The following is an 18063-nucleotide window of genomic DNA, read 5'->3' on the forward strand; positions in this document are numbered from 1 at the left end:
GACGGGGAGGCGCAGGCCGGAGCCATCCACCTTCGATCGGTGGCGGTGCCGTCTCGCCGCTGCCAGACAGCGAGCGGCGGTCACGTCCGACGCCCGGCGTCGACTCCGAAGCGTGGCTGATACGAGCTGTGACCGTTCCAGAAATTCTTTGGAAGAGAAGCGTCCCGTATCAGGAGATGGCAATCCAGTCCCGGTTCGCTGACCTCGAGGTTCCGTTACTCGTCGCCGTCGGTGGCTTTTTCGGGGCGAACGCGCGGTACGCCGTCGGGCTCGCCGCTCCTGGACTGACCGGCACGTTCGTCGCGAACGTGACGGGAAGTTTCGTCCTCGGATTCGTCGTCTACGAGGCGATGTACACCGACTACCTCACGGAGCGAGGACGACTCCTCCTCTCGACTGGTTTCGTCTCGTCGTACACGACCTACAGTACGTTCGCCTTCGAGTCGGTGTCGGCGGGACCGCTGGTGGGTCTGCTGAACGTCGGCGTGAGTTACGGCTTTGGCTTCGCAGGGGTCGTCGCTGGACGTGCGCTGGCGTTACGGCTGCGAGGTGACTCGCGATGACGGCCGTGATCGATCCCGTCTACGTCGGTCTGGGCGGTGCGGTCGGGGCCGTGCTCCGATACACGGTCGGACGGATCGTCGAGACGAGTCGGTTTCCGCTCGCGACGCTTCTGGTGAACGTGCTGGGGAGTTTCGTCCTGGGTCTCGTCATGTTCTCTGGCCCGTCGGAGGCGACTCGACTGTTCGTCGGCGTCGGCGTCTGTGGTGGTTTCACCACGTTCTCGACGTTCTGCGTCGACACCGTCCAGCTCGCCGAAGAGGGGGAGTCGATGCTCGCTACCGGCTACGCACTCGGTAACATCGCTCTCTCGGCGACCGCGATCGGGATCGCGTGGGTACTGATCGCGTGACCGGCGATCCGTGAGCCTCGAGCAGTCGCGTCATTTCATGCCCACGGCCAGAATCCCGCCGCCATCAGATACCCGGCTGCACCGGTTACGACGCCGACGGCCGTCGTAAACCAGGCGATCGACTCCGTGTACTCCGTCCGTTCCAGTCCGAGGAGGATCCAGAACGTCGCCCAGAGGACGGCCCAGATCCACCAGAGTGCGGCCAGTCCCACGTCACCGCCGGTGAACACCAGATAGCCGGTCGGGATCGCGACGACGGTGACGAAGATGCAGTACCAGCCGAACGACCGCTGGTCGCCGATCCCCCGGATGGCGTTCGCGCCGATCCACAGATAGGTAAACGAGAAGAGCAGGGTGCCCGACGCCGTGAACGCGTCGCCGAACTGGTACTCCCCGAACGCCCACAGCTCTCCGAATGCCCACCACATCGCGATCAGGAAGGTCAGAACTCCGACGAAGAAGTTCAGTATCGCGACGTCCCTGTCCGATCCCTTGCCGAGTAGCCAGATCCCGTTTACGATCAGTACCGCTCCAACGAAGACCAGCCCCATGCCGAGGATTGCGTACAGCGTCATTGATGGTCGTGCCTCCATTGCGTGATAGATACACGCAAATGTCTGATTCGGTATGGGAAACAATAACCCTGATCCCTGTAGATTCGGAATGTCACCGTTCGAAGTACGTACACGCCCAGGAAACCGGTGCGAGCGTAGTCCGTCGACTCGTTCGTCTCCCGACGGGAGCTACGATTTTTGTCGACGGATCTCGAACTGACCCAGTATGTCACGGGACGAAACGGGAACTGCCAAAGAGCGGTCGGGCCTCCCCCCGAAAACGATCACCGACCGACTCGAGGACGTCGACGTCGGAGACAGACTGGTGGTCAACAATCGAGAGACGGCGTACGAAGTCGTCGACACGGACACGTACTCGGTCACTGTCGCCGATCCGGACGGCAATCACATCACGCTCTCGCAGAACCTCCAGACGGGCGGGTGGGTCGTTCACGAGGAGATCTGGTGGGTGTCGAGCGACTCGCTGGAGTAGCTATCGCTCTCGAGCGGTCGAGTTCCGCTCCCGGCCTCGACGCGGGGACTGTCCGCGCGACGGACTGGCGATCAGGCTCGAGTGGTACGCAAGAAGAGTCGGAACTCGAGGTCGTCTTTGTGCTCGCCGACGAGGTCGGAGGACTCCTTTTCGAGCGACCCCGACCGTCCGGGCGGATCGGCTCGGTCACACAGCGAATCGGCGAGCTGCTGGACGTGACCCGCGGCGTCGCCCGACGAACGGAGAACGACGCCGGCGACGCGCTCGCTCGAGTCGAACACGTTCGCGACCGTCGTGGCGACGGCGTCGACGTCGTCCCCCTCTGTGACGAAGACGCTCGCGAACGACGCCCCGTCGTACTCGAGGGGCTCCGCCTCGGACTCGGTTGCTGCTCGGCCGTCGTCTCTCGCCGCTGTCACCGCGCGGCGTAACGTTTCGGCGCGTAATTTGGCTCGTTCGTTCCATCTCGAGACGTCGTCGTCAGGTGAACATCGAACTCGGTACTGGTCGTCGTCGGTTCGTTCGACGAGTCCGTAGGCGACGAGCAAGGAGAGCAGTTGCTCGAGGTTGGCGTCTGACGATTCCGACGACGACGTCCAGTAGTCGGCGATGCTGGCACTCGAGAACGGGTCGTCGCCGAAGCGCCCGTACGCGGTGAGGTACAGATCGATACAGCGATCGATTGCTGGGAGCGAACTGGACGTCGCCATAGGAGTATCTGGAGTACCGACGACCGGGTAAAAAACGTTACCGGCCAGTTTCGTCGATTGGATCCGTGTCGGAGTGGCGGGTCCACTGGCCCCGACGTCGCACGCGTCGATACGAGTCGATCGTTCCGACCGCTCGCCCCCACCGTGAGCCCCGAGATCGGGCTGCTCGAGATCTATTGCCCGTTTTGAACTAGTGTTCTGGCTGAATTAGCCATAAATAGAGGTACGTTGATAGGCAACACGCGACATGCCAGAGACGATCTTCGAGGTCGACGTCGACGCATCGATAGAGGAACAGCCAGATCCGATCGTGAACCGCTGGCATCCGGACGTCCCACCGGCGGCGACGATCGAACCCGGTGAGAAGGTCCGGATCGAGTGTCTCGACTGGACGGGCAACCAGGTCGTAAACGACGACAGCGCAAACGACATCCGGGACATGCGACTCGATCCGAACCACCACCTGAGCGGTCCGTTCGAGGTCGAGGGTGCCGAACCCGGCGACATGCTCGTCATCGACATCCTGGACCTCGGGCCGTTTCCGGAAAACGAGTGGGGCTTTACCGGCATCTTCGAACTGGACAACGGTGGCGGGTTCCTGACCGATCACTTCCCCGAAGCCCGGAAAGCGATCTGGGAACTCGACGGCGTGATGACCCACTCGCGGCACATCGAGGACGTCAGGTTCCCGGGCTGTACCCACCCCGGTATCGTCGGCACCGCACCGTCACACGAACTGCTCGAGGAGTGGAACGAGCGCGAACAGGCGCTCATCGATCGGGGAGCGGAGGCCGAAACGGCGGTCAACCACGAGACGCGCGAGGACGAGCCGCCGCTCGCGTTGCCACCGGAGCCCAACGAGGTGTTCCTCGGCGACATGGACGAAGAGGACGTCGAGGAGGCAGCGGAGGAGGCCGCCAGAACGATCCCGCCCCGCGAGAACGCTGGCAACTGCGACATCAAGAACCTCGGTCGCGGATCTCGAGTCTACCTCCCGGTCTTCGTCGAGGGGGCGAACTTCATCACCGGCGACCTCCACTTCTCCCAGGGCGACGGCGAGATCACCTTCTGCGGGGCCATCGAGATGGCCGGGTGGATCGACATGAAGGTGGACGTGATGAAAAACGGGATGGAGCAGCTGGGAACCGACTACGCGATGTTCAAGCCGGGATACCAGGATCCCGACTTCTCGGACTACGTCGTTTTCGAGGGCTACTCCGTGGACGAGGACGGCACCCAGCACTACAAGAACGCCAACGTCGGTATGCGGCGGGCCTGTCTGGACGCGATCGACTATCTGACGAACTTCGGGTACACCGAAGAACAGGCGTACGTCCTCCTGAGTACGATTCCGGTCGAGAGCCGCATCGCCGGCATCGTCGACCTGCCGAACACCTGTGTGACGGTGTCGGTCCCCAACGAGGCGTTCGACATCGACATCGATCCGGACACGTTCGAAGAGGGCGCTACCGTCAGCAACAGAGGCGACGTCGCGAAACCGTCCTGAACGTCGATTCACACCCCGCTTTGGTCCGTTCCCACACGGAAGACGACACGATCAGCGTTCCGTAGAGAGCGATCAGCGATCCGTAGAGAGAAGACGACGAGGCGGACTAGTGTCCCATCGAGTGACCGACCGCCCACGGATAGCCCTCGGTACTCTCGACGATGCCACCCGGACCGTGATCGTGGTCGTGCTCGTCGTCGGCGTGGGCAGCCCCGTCACGCGTGACCGAGACGACCTCGTCGACGCGGACGAGGGTGTTCGCCGCCTCGGTCGCGCTGGCTATCGCCTGTTTTTTCACCGCGAGCGGTTCGACGACGCCGCGAGCGACCGCGTCGGCGATCGTCCCCGACTCGAGTGCCAGTCCCGCCGTCCGATCGCCGTCGTAGTGGCGGGCGCGTAACTCGACGACGGCGTCGATCGGATTCAGTCCGGAAGATTCGGCCAGAATACGGGGAATCACCTCGATCGCGTCCGCGAACGCCTCGACGGCGAGTTGCTCCCGGTCGGACACGCTCGAGGCGAACTCCCGGAGATCCCGTGCGACGTGTATCTCGGCTGCGCCGCCACCGGGGACGACGACGCCGTCTTCGATCGCACGAGTGAGCACCCGCAGGCAGTCGTCGATTACTCGTTTCGTCTCGTCGGCGACGTGCTGTGTCCCGCCTCGCAGGACCAACGACACCTGTTCGACGTCGTCCCGTCCCTCGACGACGGCCAGTTCCGTCGCACCGACGTCACGTCGTTCGACGCGTCGCGCTCGCCCGGTCGCCTCGGGCGTCAGGTCGTCGATCGTTCCGACCGGCCGCGCCCCCGTCGCGCGGCCGAGTTTCTCGAGTTCGTCCTGTCGCGTCCGTTCGACGGCGAGGATCCCCTCTCTGGCCAGCAGGTACCGGACGCGGTCGTCGATCGACTTCTGACAGAACACGACGTCCGCGCCGGCGTCGACGATTCGCCGGACGTGAGTCTCGTAGACGTCCTCTTCGTACTCCCTGAACGCGTGCAGGTCCTCGGGCGACTCGACGCTGACCGCACCCTGCCCGGTGGCCGTCTCGATCGTGAGTTGACCGTCGATCAGCGCGACGGTAGCGTCTGCTATCGCGTCGGGTGGCCCCGGTTCCGGCGAGACCGACGTCGTCGACGAGGTGTCCATGTCGATGACGAGTCCGTCGACGACCTCCGAGTCGTAGTACGAACTGCCCGGAATCGCCTTGCGCGTGATCTTCGCGGCGTCGATCGCTCCGTCCTGCTCGATCGCGAGGACGACGTCGACCGCCTTCGCGGCGAGGAACGTGCTCGCCCGCTCGTCCCACTTGCCCGTGATCACCGTCTTCGCGACGTCTCGCAGCTGGTCTTCGTCGGTCGGGTCGACCGTCGTCGTCTGTTCGTCGAGCGCGTCCAGCGCCCGTTCGGCCGCGCGGGCGTACCCCCGCGTGATGGTCGTCTGGTGGACGCCGTCCTCGAGGAGCCCTTCTGCGTTCGCGAGCAGTTCGCCGGCCAGCACGATCGCGGAGGTCGTTCCGTCGCCGACCCGCGACTGCTGTCTCTCCGCGACGTCGACGATCGACTGTGCGGCCGGATGAGTGATTTCCATCCGATCGACGATGCTCGCCCCGTCGTTGGTCACGACGACGTGCCCGTCCGACGTCACCAGGAGTTTGTCGAGCCCGTTCGGCCCGAGCGTCGTCTTGATCGTCTCCGAGAGCGCCTTCCCCGCCGCGAAATTTGCACTCTGTGCATCTCGCCCCTCGAGGCGCTGGACGTCGTCGCCGCCCGACAGCACTGACTGGTACCCACCATTGTGCACCATAGCTCGTTCGGGTATCTCTCTTGCTACGTGTTACCAAAAAGGTACTGGCGGTTTTCGTGGCGGGCGACGAACGGGACGGAGACACTCGAGACCTGCGAACGCACCGAACACTTACGTCGCTGTCTCACCACTCACTATCCCATGACGGACGAGGAAATCGCGTCCGCAGCGGCCCAGTTCCACGAGGATGTCCCACACCAGTTCCAGGTTTCGCTGACGATGTCGATGGAGACGCGAGAGCGGCTCCGAGCCGTCAAAGAGGAACTCGACCAGGCGATTGGCGAGCGCGTGGTCACGACGAACGACGTCATGAGCGTCGCACTGCTCGCTGCTGCCAGATACCACGCCGTGGCGACCGGAGACGTCCCGGAACTGGAGACGATCGACGAAGAATACCTGCTCCCGCTCACGTCCGTGGTGCGGCAGGTCCTCGAGGACGAAGACGAGGCACTGTTCGAGTCGGTGGCGACGGATCGAGAGTGATCAGTGTCGCGGAGGGTGCGGGAGAGTACGACCGCGCTCGTCGCCGCTCGAGGTGACGATGCGTCGACCGAAGTGACTGGAAAGAAAATGGATGGTGACGACTCAACTCAGCGGGTCGTCAGTGATGGGAACTTGACCTTGACCACCGTGTTCGTCGAGGGCGTCCGGGCTGACGTCGAACTCGAAGACCGCTTTCGGAAGGGCGAGCGTCGAACACGCGTTCGGGATGTCGACGATGCCGCTCTGTCTTCCTTCGATGGGGACTGTCCCGAGGATCATGTACGCCTGCTCGCGCGTGTACCCGAACTTCGTCAGGTAGTCGATCGCGTCGAGTGCCGCCCGACGGTACGCCACGTGCGGGTCCATGTAGTGTTGTTCGCCGTCCTCGGTGACGGAGTAGCCCTCGAAGACGACGTAATCCGAGAAGTTTGGACCGCGGTGGCCGGGTTCGAAGATGGGGTGGTCGACGCCGAACTTGTTCATTCCGCCTTCGACGAGTTCGAACTTCACGTCGACGTAGCCGGCCATCTCGATGGCCCCACAGAAGGTGATCTCGCCGTCGCCCTGGGAGGCGTGCAGGTCGCCGATACCGAACTTCGCCCCCTCGACGAAGACGGGGAAGTAGATCTTCGACCCGAGCGAGAGGTCCTTGATGTCACAGTTGCCGCCGTGTTCCCGCGGTGGAACGGTCCTGGCTCCCTCCGTCGCGATCCGGTCGGCGCTGTCGCCTGTCGCTTCGCCAGGTAGCGCGCCGTCTTCCGTCGGCGGTGACGCGACCGGCGGTTCCGACTCACCTGTCGGATGGTTGTGAATCGACTCCGGATCCTCCTCGTGTTTGTCGATCAGTTCCTGTTCCCGTTCGTTCCACTCCTCGAGCAGTTCCTGGGACGGTGCCGTCCCGATCAATCCCGGATGGATCTTCCCCTCGTAGTACACGTCGGGAATGTGTCTCGAAGAGACGTACGTGCCGTCGAGATCCCAGATCGCTTTCGCCGCGTCGGGGAAGTGATCGGTCAGGAACCCGCCGCCGTTTTGCTGTGAGAAGATTCCCGTGAATCCGTACTCCCAGCGGTCGTTCAGCGGCCCGATGTCGAGCAGCGTTACTTTCAGCAGGTCGCCCGGCTGTGCGCCTTCGACTTCGACCGGTCCGCTCAGGTAGTGGACCTGGTTGAGATCCACGTCGCGAACCTCGTTTGCGTCGTCGTTGTCCCGTATCTGACCGCCCGTCCAGTCGAGACACTCGAGGCGCGCCGTCTCGCCAGGTTCGACGCTTATCACCGGCTCGATCTCCGGATGCCACCGATTGAACGGATTGTCACCCGGCTGGTCGTCGGGTGGACGTTCCACGTCCACCTCGAAATGAACTTCCGGCATTGGTATCTCCGGGCCAGCAGGCCCGGGGTGAGAGTCCACAGATACACTATTAAAAATTACATATGTTAATCTCTATAGAAGAGTAAAGTATTGTGAACGACGGGTCAAAATCGTCTCCGTAATCGAAGAACACTTTCACGCATCTCTCACGATAGAAATTGTGTCAGTACGACCGATACCGGTGCTGACTTGGCGTCGTTCACAGGCGGTGCGAGGCGGATGCTTCGGGGCTCGACCCCAAGCAGTTGACGACCGTAGCAGTGGTCTACGGTGGTTCCGAACCTCAGACGACCCCTGCGATTGCGATTATGATGTGGTTACGTTTTCGTGTACCTCCGCAAAAATTCGTTACTGCAGGACCAGAGATTACAAAAGTACTCCTGTAAAGCGGGCTGCACGGTCGCGGTAGCCCGCGGTACTCGGTACTTGACACTCGGTACCAGTATCTTACCGCGGCGGACGACTCCCCATCAGCCCTCCGCGTAAAACAGGGTTCGGTGACAGTCGGGACAGACGTACGGAACCGGCGTCAGTATCTCGTCTGCACGGATACTACTGAGAAACCCCTCTTTCGGCCCCTCCGAGACGATGCTAATATTTCCGAAGTCTGTTCCCTGGAGTTTCATCCGCTCCATTGCGACGTCACAGTCGGGACACGTTTTATCCGGGGACATACGAGATGACCCGTAGTCGACGGCAATAATTCTGTTGACTCGACCGTTCTCGAGCGGCCGGGAGTGCAAACGACGTCGCTGACGTCGTACCCATCGATTCGGGTCCGCTGACGACCGTCGTTCCGATCAGATTCTGATGGACACTGCACGATCTGATCCCGATTGACACCGCATTTCCGATGAACCAGTGTCCATCTCTCATACCGAATGAGGAAACCGATCGCTGTCACGCTCTATTTCACCGGAAACCCGGTGTGTTACAAATGGTGGTATTCGCCTCGAGAGACACCGCGTTTCCGGTGAATTCACTCGAGGATTCTGGAAATCTCACCCGTCAACCCCGCAAATCAAACTCGACGACTCCGGAGATCTCACCAGACGACTCCGGAGATCTCACCAGACGACTCCGAAGAGCTCACCCGACGGCTCCATTGATCTCACTCGAGCGTCTCCACGAGCACGTTCTTGACGACCGATGGGTCCTCGAGGAGCGTGTGTTCGGTGTAGCTCCCTTCGGCGCTGCCGCCGCTGTGGCGGGACTGTTCGATCACGTCGAGAAACGCGTGTTCTTTCAGGAGGTCACGAACGCGACGGAGCGAGAGCGTATCCATCCCCTCCTGGCGGCAAATCTGTTCGTACACGTCGTAGATCCGGGTCGTCCGGAATCCCTCCTCGGGGGTGGCCGACTCGCCAGCGCCGTGCTCGAGAGAGAGAACGGTAAGCGCCTGCAAGACGTACCGGGAGTGAGGCGTCGACCCGCGGATGAGTTCCCGAAAGCGGTCGACTTCCGCTCGCTCTCTGGCCTGGACGACGAACTCCTCGCGAACCGTGTCGGCGTCCGTCGACTGCGCGATTTCGCCCGCGTACCGCAGAATGTCGATGGCCTTCCGCGCGTCGCCGTGTTCGCGAGCCGCGAGTGCTGCTGCGCGTGGGATGACCGCTTCCTCGAGGACGCCCTCGCGGAACGCGTCGCTGCGCGCCTCCATGATGCTGTTGAGCTGGCTCGCGTTGTACGGCGGGAAGACGAACTCGCGTTCGCAGAGACTCGACTTGACCCGTTCGTCCATCCGATCTTTGTACTTGATCTTGTTGCTGATCCCGATGACGCCGATCTTGCAGTTGGTGAGCTTCCCAGCCTCCCCGGCACGAGAGAGTTGCATGAGGATCGCGTCGTCCTCGAGTTTGTCGATCTCGTCGAGGATAATCAGGACGACGTCGTACGTCCGATCGAGGACGCGCCAGAGTCGTTTGTAGTAGGTGGCCGTGCTGATCCCTTTGTCGGGGATGTACACGTCGCTTTCCTCGGTGTTGACCGTACTGGCGATCGTCTGCACTGCCTGCGTTTCGGTGGTGTCCTGGGCGCAGTCGACGTAGACGTACGCCGCCGTGATTCCTTCCTCGTCGGCGGTATCGACGAGCCGACTCGAGACGTACTTCGCACAAAGCGACTTTCCAGTGCCGGTTTTCCCGTAGATCAAGACGTTGCTCGGACTCTGACCGAAGATAGCGGGGTTGACCGCGTTGGCGAGCTGGCCGATCTCCTCGTCGCGACCGACGATTCGTCCCTCGTCCGGCACGTGACTGATCTCGAGAAGTTCTTTGTTGACGAAAATTGGATCCTCCCGAATGAACAAATCGTCGGACATGTACCTGGACACCGTATTTCCGGTGAAAGGTATTGAGGTTTTCGCCGAGACACACACACCGTGTTTCCGGTGAAATATGGCTCGAAGGGGTCTAGGCCCCAGAAGAAATGGGGGATTGTACTCATCGGAAAGAAGGTATCTAGTCGCACTAACCCGGTACGACATCGATTTGAGGGGATCGGGGAGCTATTCCAAGAGATAGAATTTCGAGGAGAGAACGTCTGTTCTACTGGAAATTACGATTCGATGAAGCGACGAGCGTCGCTTCTTATTATACGTCGTGATTCAATCAGTGGGCTATACTCTCCACAACATAATAAAACTATGCTAGACAAGTACCGATAGCGACTTACCAGTCGCATCTTCCTCAATTGCATCTTTCTCAGTTGCATCCCTTCGACAGTTCCAGCACTTCGAGGATGATTCTCGCCGGCGCGGTTCCCCTGTATGACTCTCCAGTGCTTCGTCGCGTTTCATCGGAAACCCGGTGTGTATGTCCAGCGGCTTTCTCGAGACCCAGCGAATTTCCGCTCGCCGACTCGTCGTTCAGGTTCGTTTCCGTTCAGGTCCGTTTCTCGAGTTCGATCGATCGCTCGAACGCCGACGATCACGGGGGGTCCTCGCGGATCCCGTACGTTCCGTTCACTCTTTCGTACTCTCACTCGTTCGCCAGGCGGCCGGTCGTTTCACTGGAGGTCGTTTCACCGGAAATCTGGTGTGTGACTCCTCGGGCTCTTTGCCGTTTTACAGGCTGTTAGGGGCGAATGCCACGGGGATTTGCCCCGAGGCAGTTCACCAGAAGCGAGATTTCGAGCTGAGAACAGTACTAGGCGTTCTCTCTCCTACCGTCCTTACCATTTCACTGGAAATCCGGTGTGGTTCTGCCCCCGTTTTGTCTGCAGAATCTCCCTTTGCTCGAAGCAGTAGCCAACCAGCCACAGCGATCGCCGTTCACCGGAAATCCGGTGTCATCTTGAGACGGGCCACCTGCGTTCGAAAGTCCCCTCTTCGGAACTGCTGACTGGTGTATTTCTTCTTCAGACGTCATTGTTCCGCGCGTATCGTCTCGCCACTGCTAGTATTTTTCCTTCAATTTCGACCTTCAATTTCGAAAATATCGCCTGATGAGGCGAATCGCAGGGCGTTCTGATCCGCCCTTTCGACTCCCTTCGGGCTCCAAACTGCCACGAATCGGCTCCCTCTGGGCTCCAAACTGCTGCGAACTGTCCTTGTCGCGCGTTTAACCAACACAATAGTCGACCTCGCCGATTCGTTGGTTAAGTAGAGCATCTGCTGCTAGCCGTCGACGTGCAGCAGTTTACAGGCGGTCGAGGCGAATGCCCGGGCTCGACCCCGAGGCGATTCCGGACGAGAAGAGAAGGGAAGAGGAGGGAGAAGGGAGTCTCCTCGAGATTTCCGCGCGCTGATCTCTCCCCGACCGGCGTCGTGAACCCCCGCCTCACACCGTCGTGGCGAGAGATCGTCCGGAGTGGCAGATCGTCCTCGACTCGACGTCGTACAGGCAAGCACGGGATTTTCCCGCCGTGGACCGAACAGGTCTTTATGTATGTCCGTCGCCCCGGACCCCTCCGAGATCTTCCATCGTGCAGCCCAAGAGGGAAAGCGTCGCCTCGACCAGCCGCTGCTCGAGCTGGCCTCGACCAGCTTCATCGCCGGGTTCACGATCGTCTTCGGAATCGCGGCCCTCGGCATCGTTCACTCGGTGGTCGAACCGCAGTTCGGCGGCGTGGCCAAGCTCGCAGGCGCGCTCGCCTTCGGCGTCGGCGTCGTGTTGCTGATCGTCGGTCGCGCAGAGTTGTTCAACGAGAACTTCTTCGATCCGGTCGCAACGGCGGTCGAACGATCCGACTCGTGGTTGATTTCGCGACTGCTTCGCCTGTGGACGCTCACTTTCGCGTTCAACCTCGTCGGCGGCACCCTCTTCGTGTTCGTCCTGTCTGTGGACGGTGCGCTGCCTCCCGGATCGGGGGAGGCACTGAGCAAGACCGCCGAGGAGATCGCCCACCGAGAGAACATGGGAATGTTCGCCGACGCCATTGCAGGGGGCGTTCTCGTGTCGCTGCTTTCTCACCTCCTTCTGTCCGTCAATAGCGTCGGGAGCCGTATCGCCGTCGCTTACATCGTTGGATTCCTGTTGGCCCTCGGGCCGTTCGATCACGTCATCGTCACCGTACTGCACGTGCTCTTCGGCATGCGATTCGGGGCGGACGTCGGCGTCGGTGTGCTGATCGTGACGACCGTCGTTTCGACAGCCGGAAACCTCGTGGGAGGACTCGGACTGGTCACGTTCAGTCACGTCGCCCAGGCAACGGGTGCCCGCCAGTCCGGAGAGTGAGCTTCATGGCCGCCCGAGACATACCCTCCAGTCGCTCGCGGTCCAGGTCGTGGGCCGGCGGCACACCGCCAGACTGGTACCATGGCTCGCGTACTGGTGGCTCTGGCATTGTCACGCCGGTCACTTTTGGCGACGACTCTCGTGGTTAAGATATGTGCGCGTTCCACGAGTGGGACGGCCGCCGAACTGTCTGGATCGGACTCGGCGTCGTCATCGCGGCCGCGATCGGCCTCGCCCTCTTCACCTACGTCGGGACCCTGCTCTTTGCGATTTTCCTCTACTACGCCACCCGGTCGCTCTATGGCCTGCTCGATCGTCACGTCGATCACCCGAACGTGACGGCGGTGGTCACGATCCTGCTCGTCGTCCTCCCGATGGTGGTTGTCGTCGGCTACACGGGGATCGTGGCGCTTCGCGAACTCGACCAGGTTCTCGCCTCGAGCGGTCTCGAGTCCTATCGGTCGGCACTCGATCCGTACCTCACGATGGCTCGCGAAGGAAACGTGGACCGATTCCGAGCAGCACTCACGTCCGACACGGGCCGATCGATCACCTCGGTGCTCCGCCAGGGACTTCCGAGCGTCATCGAGCGGCTGTCGTCGGTCGCGGGGTTCGTCTTCGCAGTCCTCGCGCGATTCTTCCTCATGGTTACGCTGCTCTTCTATCTGCTTCGCGACGACTGGAAACTTCGACGATGGTTCACCCGGAGCGTCGACCACGACGAGGAGATCGTCTCGTTCCTCGAGGCGGTCGACGACGATCTCGAGACGGTCTTCGTCGGTAACCTCGCCGTCGTCGGGGTCGCGACAGTCATCGCTGCCGGCACGTACGTGGGTTTGAACCTGCTTGCCTCGGGCGGCCCCGTCGTCGGGACGCCAGTGTTGCTTGCCTTCCTGATCGGCATCGGGACGCTGATCCCGGCCGTCGGGATGAAGATCGTCTACGTTCCGTACGGGCTGTACCTCCTCGTCCTCGCGGTCGCGACGTCGACGCCGCTGTGGCAAGCGATCGCGTTCTTCGCCCTCTCGTTTACCGTGGTCGACACCGTTCCCGATTTCTTCGCCCGATCGTTCCTTTCCTCACGGAGCGGTGTCCACATGGGACTCGTCCTCCTCGGGTACTTCCTCGGTACGCTTGCGTTCGGCTGGTATGGTCTGTTTCTCGGTCCGATCGTCGTCGTCTTCGCGGTCCATTTCGCACACGAGGTTTTTCCTGCTCTCGCGAGCGCGTTCCTTTCCGAGTGACGGCCGGCGTCGACGCTGATGGACAGATCCTGACACGGCGTGAACCGCCACGGGCGCGGTGTCCCGTGGCTTCCCGTGGATTCCTCCGACACGCCCACCCTACCACCAGCGTGGTGGCTTCGAGCGGTGGGATAGGCCACAGCCGGCTGATTTACACAGCCCGACGGCCACCCGTCGGGGTACGCGGTGGGAACTCGCGTCGTCTGCCCGTGACAGACGTAGCCAGGCGCGAATCCGCAGGGCGACAATCGAAGGCGCTCGACCGTACTTCGCACCGGAGAACGGAGGGGCTAGTCGCGGAGTTCGGTAAGCGTCGCCGCCCCGCGGGCGAGCGACGACGCGGGATCCGCGGGATCGTCGTGTTCGTAGATGAGCCACTCGGTGCCGGAACTGCGAGCGGCCTGCGCGCACGCCACGACGTCCACCTCGCCGTCGCCGAGTTCGACCGGTACTCCGTCGGCGACGTCTTTCAGGTGGACGAGTGGGACTCGTCCCTCGAGTCGTTCGAGCAACGCGACGGGGTCGTGGCCCGCGGCGGTCACCCACCCCACGTCGAGTTCGATCGTCACGTCGTCGCCCGTTTCGTCGACCAGAACCTCGAATGCGGTCCGGTCGTCGCCGGGGACGTCGACGAACTCGTGATCGTGGTTGTGATACCCGAGCGTGAGTCCGTCCTCCTCGAGCCGGTCGGCGAGACCCTCGAGTCGCGCCGCCGTCTCCCGGACGGCCTCCGCGGTCGCGAAGTGACGGACGTCCAGGTACGGGACGACGACGTGCTCGCAGTCGAGGGCTGTACAGGTTTCGCGTACGCCGTCCGGATCGTCCTCGAGGCTCTCGATCCCGACGTGAACGCCGGCCGCTTCGAGACCGGCGTCGTCGAGCACGTCGGCGGCGGTCTCCGGATCGGTCTCGCCGAGTCCTGCGAATTCGACGCCGTCGAACGTCGTCTCGGCGACGCGGCTGAGCAGCGCCGGCACTGACTCCTCGAGATCGCGCAGCGTGTACAGCTGGATCGCGGTTCCTTCCATACCGACGTGTAGGGCGCGAAGACTGTAAGAGTGAGTGTCAACATGTCGACCGTAGCGGCCGTCGTCGCTCCGAATCGTCGCCCGAATATTCCCGGCTACGTACCATCGATCGAGGCGTTTCGTCGATCGTTCGTCCACCGAGCGGTTTTCCAGCGGTGTGTATCGATCGGCCCCCGGGTCACGCCGTGACGGTTCGCTTCGCGAGGAGGAGATCAGAAAACGGCGGTTCGGTTCGCGCCCTCACCGGTCACCGTCGATTTCGATCGTGATTTCACCGCTGCTTTCGATCCTCACCAGACACCCTTCGAACTGGAACTCGATCTGTACGTCCGCTCTGCGATTCGGGTCCACCACTGCGTCCAGCGCCTCCGGATCGATGGTCGAGTACAACGCTTGTAGTTCGGTCAGTTCGGTTTCGGTCACTACTGCGACGCTCTCGACGACCGTGACGTGGAGCGGATCGCCGGTCTCCCACTCGTGGCGAGCGTGATAGGTGTTCGTCTGTGGATCGTACTTTACGCGAGCTGTAGCGTCGAAGTCCGTGGACGGTGGCGTCTCTCGAGTCGTCGTCGGACACATAGATGAGGGTGGTGTTCGAACGGCCTAAGAACACACAGTGACTGGTCAGCGTGCCTCGTTGCCAGATTTTTCGAAGAGACGAGAGAACACGATCCGCTCGGCCTTGCGAAGGTGCTGGTTGAACGTCTGTCGCGTCACCCCGATCCGGTCTGCCAGCACGTCGCCCGTACTTGCTCTCGGAATGTCGAAGTAACCGCCGTAGTACGCCGCCTGCAGCGCCGCGAACTGTCGGTCCGTGAGCGCGTCCTCGACGATATCGTACAGGAGACGCGGCGAGTAGACGAACTCCTCGGAAAGCAGTTCGACGTCCGGATAGATGCGACGAGCGGCCGCGACCGCATCTCGGGGGTCGACGTCCCCCGGGAGTTCACCGAGGAATCGAACGGCGTCGCCGTCCAGGACGATCGCTCTAACCCGCCCTCCGAGCACGTCGAATGCGATGGGGACGGTGTCGGAATCGGTGTGCATCTCGACTCGACAGCGGTCGTCGACGGAACTGAGCAGTCGGACGCTACGAACCCGGTCGTGCTGTTCGAGGACGTCGACGGCCGACTTCGCAGGGAGACCGACGATCGTCACGTACTGCAGAGCACTCCCGTCGGGACGGCCGACGACCGAGTCCACGGTGATGCGAATATCTCGGTCGGCGGCGTCGAACCCCGACGGGACGACTCGTCTGGAAGTGAGGATGAGCGATCGGACGTGCTCGCTCGTCAGCTTCTCCTCGCGGCGTTTCAGGGCCGTCGCGTCTTCGAGACCGACGACGACGCAATCGACCTCGCCCTCGGCGTCGAGCACCGGTGCCGAATTGCTCGACAGCCACCGCTCCGTTCCGTCCGGGAGTTCGAGCCAGTGTTCGAACCCGTAAACTGGTTTCCCCGTCGCCAGAACCTGTGTGACGGGGTGTTCGTCGGGAAGAATCGGTGTGCCGTCGTCGTACGTGATGTGCCACTCGGGCTGAGTGTACGTCCGGCTCGTGATCTCGTCGCGCGTGAGCCCGAGCATGTTTTCTGCCCGTCCGTTCGCAAGCGCAATTGTGCCCGACGGTTCGACCACGACGATTCCGACGGGACTCGTTTCGAGGATTCGATCGAGGAGGTCGCTGTTCCGGGTATCCCCGTTGCGTGCGTCCGTCTCGTCTGTCTCTCCGTCGGTGATCGAGGCGCGGCCGACAGCAGTGCGAGCGGCCGGGGGACGCCACCACACTCGAGCACACGCGCCGACTTTCTTCGTACGTAGTTCGCCCTCGGTGGCGAGCGCCTCGAGCCTGTTGTACGCAGTTCGGCGGGCACATCCCGCCGCGTCTGCGACCTCGGTCGCCGTGAGCGGTTCGTACTGGTCCGTGCGTCGTTCGAACACCTCGAGAATGCCGTCGTCGGAAAGTCCCCGTACCCTGTCCATGCCACGTCTTCGACTCGACGAGAGATAGCGCTTCCGCAGCGGTATCCGCGTCTTCACGCCTGCATTCGTCCGAAAAGCAGTGCGGACGGAACGTGAACGTCCATTTTCACGGCGATCGAACGAAGTCGGTCGGCGATCCGTCTCACACTCGAGAGCTCCTCACGGAAGCTCGAACTTCGAGTCGCGTTTCGTCACGACGACGTCCTCGAGGACGAGCACGTCGAGACCCATCCCGAAGAAGTCCTTGAGCGCCCCGGTCGGCGTGGTGACGATCGGTTCGGCGTGGTCGTTGAACGACGTGTTGAGGAGGACGGGAACGCCGGTCACGGTCTCGAACTCGCGGAGTAACCGGTAGTATCTGGGATTCTGTTCCTCGCGAACGGTCTGGGGTCGGGTGGTGTCGTCTGCGGGGTGGAGAACCGCACCTAGCTCGTCGCGTTTCTCGGGCGCCACGTCGAACGTGTCGATCATATATGGGCTCGCTATCGCGTTCTCGAGGTACTCGTCGGCCGCCGATTCGACCATCGACGGCGCGAACGGTCGCCACTCCTCGCGGTGTTTGACGAAGCGATTCACCCGGTCGCGGGACGTCTCGGTTCGCGGATCGGCGAGGATGCTCCGGTTGCCGAGCGCTCGCGGCCCCAGCTCGAGTCGGCCCTGGAACCAGCCGACGAGCGCGCCGTCCGCGAGCAGTTCGGCGACCCGTCGCTCGAGGTTGGCAGGTTCGGCGTAGTCGACCTTGTTCGTCTCGAGCAGTTCCCGGACGTCGTCGGTCTCGTACTCGGGCCCCCAGTAGACGTTCGTCAGCGGGTCGACCTCGTCCGGACGGTAGTCGATCCACCCCCCGCCGAGTGCGAGTCCGGCGTCGTGGGCGACGGGCTGGACGAACACGTCGTCGACGGCCGGCGATTCCCGGACACACTTGTTCAATTTGCAGTTGAGCGCGACCCCGCCCGCGAGACCGACGTTGCCGGTCCCGATTCGATCGACGTACTCGTCGACGATGGCCGTGACGGACTCCTCGAGGAGTTTCTGTGCCGTGTGCGCGAGGTCCTTCTCGAACTGGTCGAACTCCTCGGTCGTCGTCGAACGCGGTCGATCGAACAGGTCCTCGAGTGCCTTCACGCCGTGTTCGGTTCCCCAGCGGCCGGTGATCGGCGTCACGTCGTAGTCGACGCCGGTGTCGATACTGCGTCGGAGCCGACGCTCGATCCCGGGGTTGTCCTCGCCGTAGGGTTCGTAACTGTTTCTGAATTCCGAATCTTTAAGCAGTAATAAATGGTGATTAGCAACA

16 protein-coding genes and 1 pseudogene are annotated in these 18063 nt (G+C 62.2%); 7 read left to right on the top strand and 10 right to left on the bottom strand.

What is annotated here, in order from left to right; genetic code table 11:
* Positions 1-176: 176 nt before the first annotated feature.
* On the top strand, positions 177-563 hold the full coding sequence (locus MU558_RS19145; protein ID WP_246975882.1) for a fluoride efflux transporter FluC: 387 nt from the start codon (positions 177-179) through the stop codon (positions 561-563).
* On the top strand, positions 560-913 hold the full coding sequence (gene crcB, locus MU558_RS19150; RefSeq protein WP_246975885.1) for a fluoride efflux transporter CrcB: 354 nt from the start codon (positions 560-562) through the stop codon (positions 911-913). Before MU558_RS19145 ends, crcB begins: the two co-directional genes overlap by 4 nt.
* 35 nt (positions 914-948) lie before the next feature.
* Here crcB and MU558_RS19155 read toward each other — a convergent pair whose 3' ends face one another.
* Positions 949-1488 carry an AmiS/UreI family transporter gene (locus MU558_RS19155; RefSeq protein WP_246975888.1) on the bottom strand — a complete coding sequence of 180 codons (540 nt, stop codon included), beginning with the start codon at positions 1486-1488 and terminating at the stop codon, positions 949-951.
* Between the two features lie 205 nt (positions 1489-1693).
* Here MU558_RS19155 and MU558_RS19160 point away from each other — a divergent pair, with 205 nt between their 5' ends.
* Positions 1694-1960 (top strand): transcriptional regulator, encoded by a 267-nt coding sequence (locus MU558_RS19160; protein WP_246975891.1) that lies wholly within the window; start codon positions 1694-1696, stop codon positions 1958-1960.
* 71 nt (positions 1961-2031) lie between these two features.
* On the opposite strand, the gene MU558_RS19165 is transcribed toward MU558_RS19160, so the two are convergent.
* A complete protein-coding gene (locus MU558_RS19165; RefSeq protein WP_246975894.1) occupies positions 2032-2670 on the bottom strand; it encodes a hypothetical protein in 639 nt (212 codons plus the stop codon).
* Between the two features lie 247 nt (positions 2671-2917).
* Between MU558_RS19165 and fmdA (MU558_RS19170) the strand changes: the two genes are divergently transcribed.
* A complete protein-coding gene (gene fmdA, locus MU558_RS19170) occupies positions 2918-4177 on the top strand; it encodes a formamidase (protein ID WP_246975897.1) in 1260 nt (419 codons plus the stop codon).
* A 106-nt stretch (positions 4178-4283) separates the two neighbouring features.
* On the opposite strand, the gene thsA is transcribed toward fmdA (MU558_RS19170), so the two are convergent.
* Positions 4284-5981: a thermosome subunit alpha gene (gene thsA, locus MU558_RS19175; protein ID WP_246975900.1), complete on the bottom strand. Its 1698-nt coding sequence runs from the start codon at positions 5979-5981 to the stop codon at positions 4284-4286.
* A gap of 144 nt (positions 5982-6125) precedes the next feature.
* Here thsA and MU558_RS19180 point away from each other — a divergent pair, with 144 nt between their 5' ends.
* A complete protein-coding gene (locus tag MU558_RS19180) occupies positions 6126-6467 on the top strand; it encodes a hypothetical protein (protein WP_246975903.1) in 342 nt (113 codons plus the stop codon).
* A 102-nt stretch (positions 6468-6569) separates the two neighbouring features.
* Here MU558_RS19180 and fmdA (MU558_RS19185) read toward each other — a convergent pair whose 3' ends face one another.
* The 3 genes from fmdA (MU558_RS19185) to MU558_RS19195 all read right to left on the bottom strand — a co-directional run bounded on the left by fmdA (MU558_RS19185) (position 6570) and on the right by MU558_RS19195 (position 10161).
* Positions 6570-7841 carry a formamidase gene (fmdA, locus tag MU558_RS19185; RefSeq protein WP_246975906.1) on the bottom strand — a complete coding sequence of 424 codons (1272 nt, stop codon included), beginning with the start codon at positions 7839-7841 and terminating at the stop codon, positions 6570-6572.
* A 470-nt stretch (positions 7842-8311) separates the two neighbouring features.
* Complete coding sequence (locus MU558_RS19190) at positions 8312-8515, bottom strand: hypothetical protein (RefSeq protein ID WP_246975909.1); 204 nt, start codon at positions 8513-8515, stop codon at positions 8312-8314.
* 437 nt (positions 8516-8952) lie between these two features.
* Entirely contained in the window at positions 8953-10161 is a 1209-nt protein-coding gene (locus tag MU558_RS19195; protein WP_246975912.1) for a Cdc6/Cdc18 family protein, read from the bottom strand.
* Between the two features lie 1567 nt (positions 10162-11728).
* On the opposite strand from MU558_RS19195, the gene MU558_RS19200 reads away from it, so the two are divergent.
* The gene (locus MU558_RS19200; protein WP_246975915.1) at positions 11729-12517 is read left to right on the top strand and encodes a formate/nitrite transporter family protein; all 789 of its coding nucleotides are present in this window, start codon (positions 11729-11731) and stop codon (positions 12515-12517) included.
* Between the two features lie 152 nt (positions 12518-12669).
* A complete protein-coding gene (locus tag MU558_RS19205) occupies positions 12670-13761 on the top strand; it encodes an AI-2E family transporter (RefSeq protein ID WP_246975918.1) in 1092 nt (363 codons plus the stop codon).
* Positions 13762-14051: 290 nt separating this feature from the next.
* On the opposite strand, the gene MU558_RS19210 is transcribed toward MU558_RS19205, so the two are convergent.
* The 4 genes and pseudogenes from MU558_RS19210 to MU558_RS19225 form a co-directional block, all read right to left on the bottom strand.
* On the bottom strand, positions 14052-14789 hold the full coding sequence (locus MU558_RS19210; protein ID WP_246975922.1) for a sugar phosphate isomerase/epimerase family protein: 738 nt from the start codon (positions 14787-14789) through the stop codon (positions 14052-14054).
* 240 nt (positions 14790-15029) lie between these two features.
* Positions 15030-15368 (bottom strand): HalOD1 output domain-containing protein, encoded by a 339-nt coding sequence (locus MU558_RS19215; RefSeq protein WP_246975924.1) that lies wholly within the window; start codon positions 15366-15368, stop codon positions 15030-15032.
* 45 nt (positions 15369-15413) lie between these two features.
* Positions 15414-16769, bottom strand: a complete 1356-nt coding sequence (locus MU558_RS19220; protein ID WP_246975927.1) for a bacterio-opsin activator domain-containing protein — start codon at positions 16767-16769, stop codon at positions 15414-15416.
* 159 nt (positions 16770-16928) lie between these two features.
* Positions 16929-18005 (bottom strand): annotated as a pseudogene (locus tag MU558_RS19225) (carbamoyltransferase C-terminal domain-containing protein); the annotation flags it as partial.
* Between the last annotated feature and the right edge of the window lie 58 nt (positions 18006-18063).

This window comes from Natribaculum luteum (assembly GCF_023008545.1).
GTDB classification, from domain to species: Archaea; Halobacteriota; Halobacteria; order Halobacteriales; family Natrialbaceae; genus Natribaculum; species Natribaculum luteum.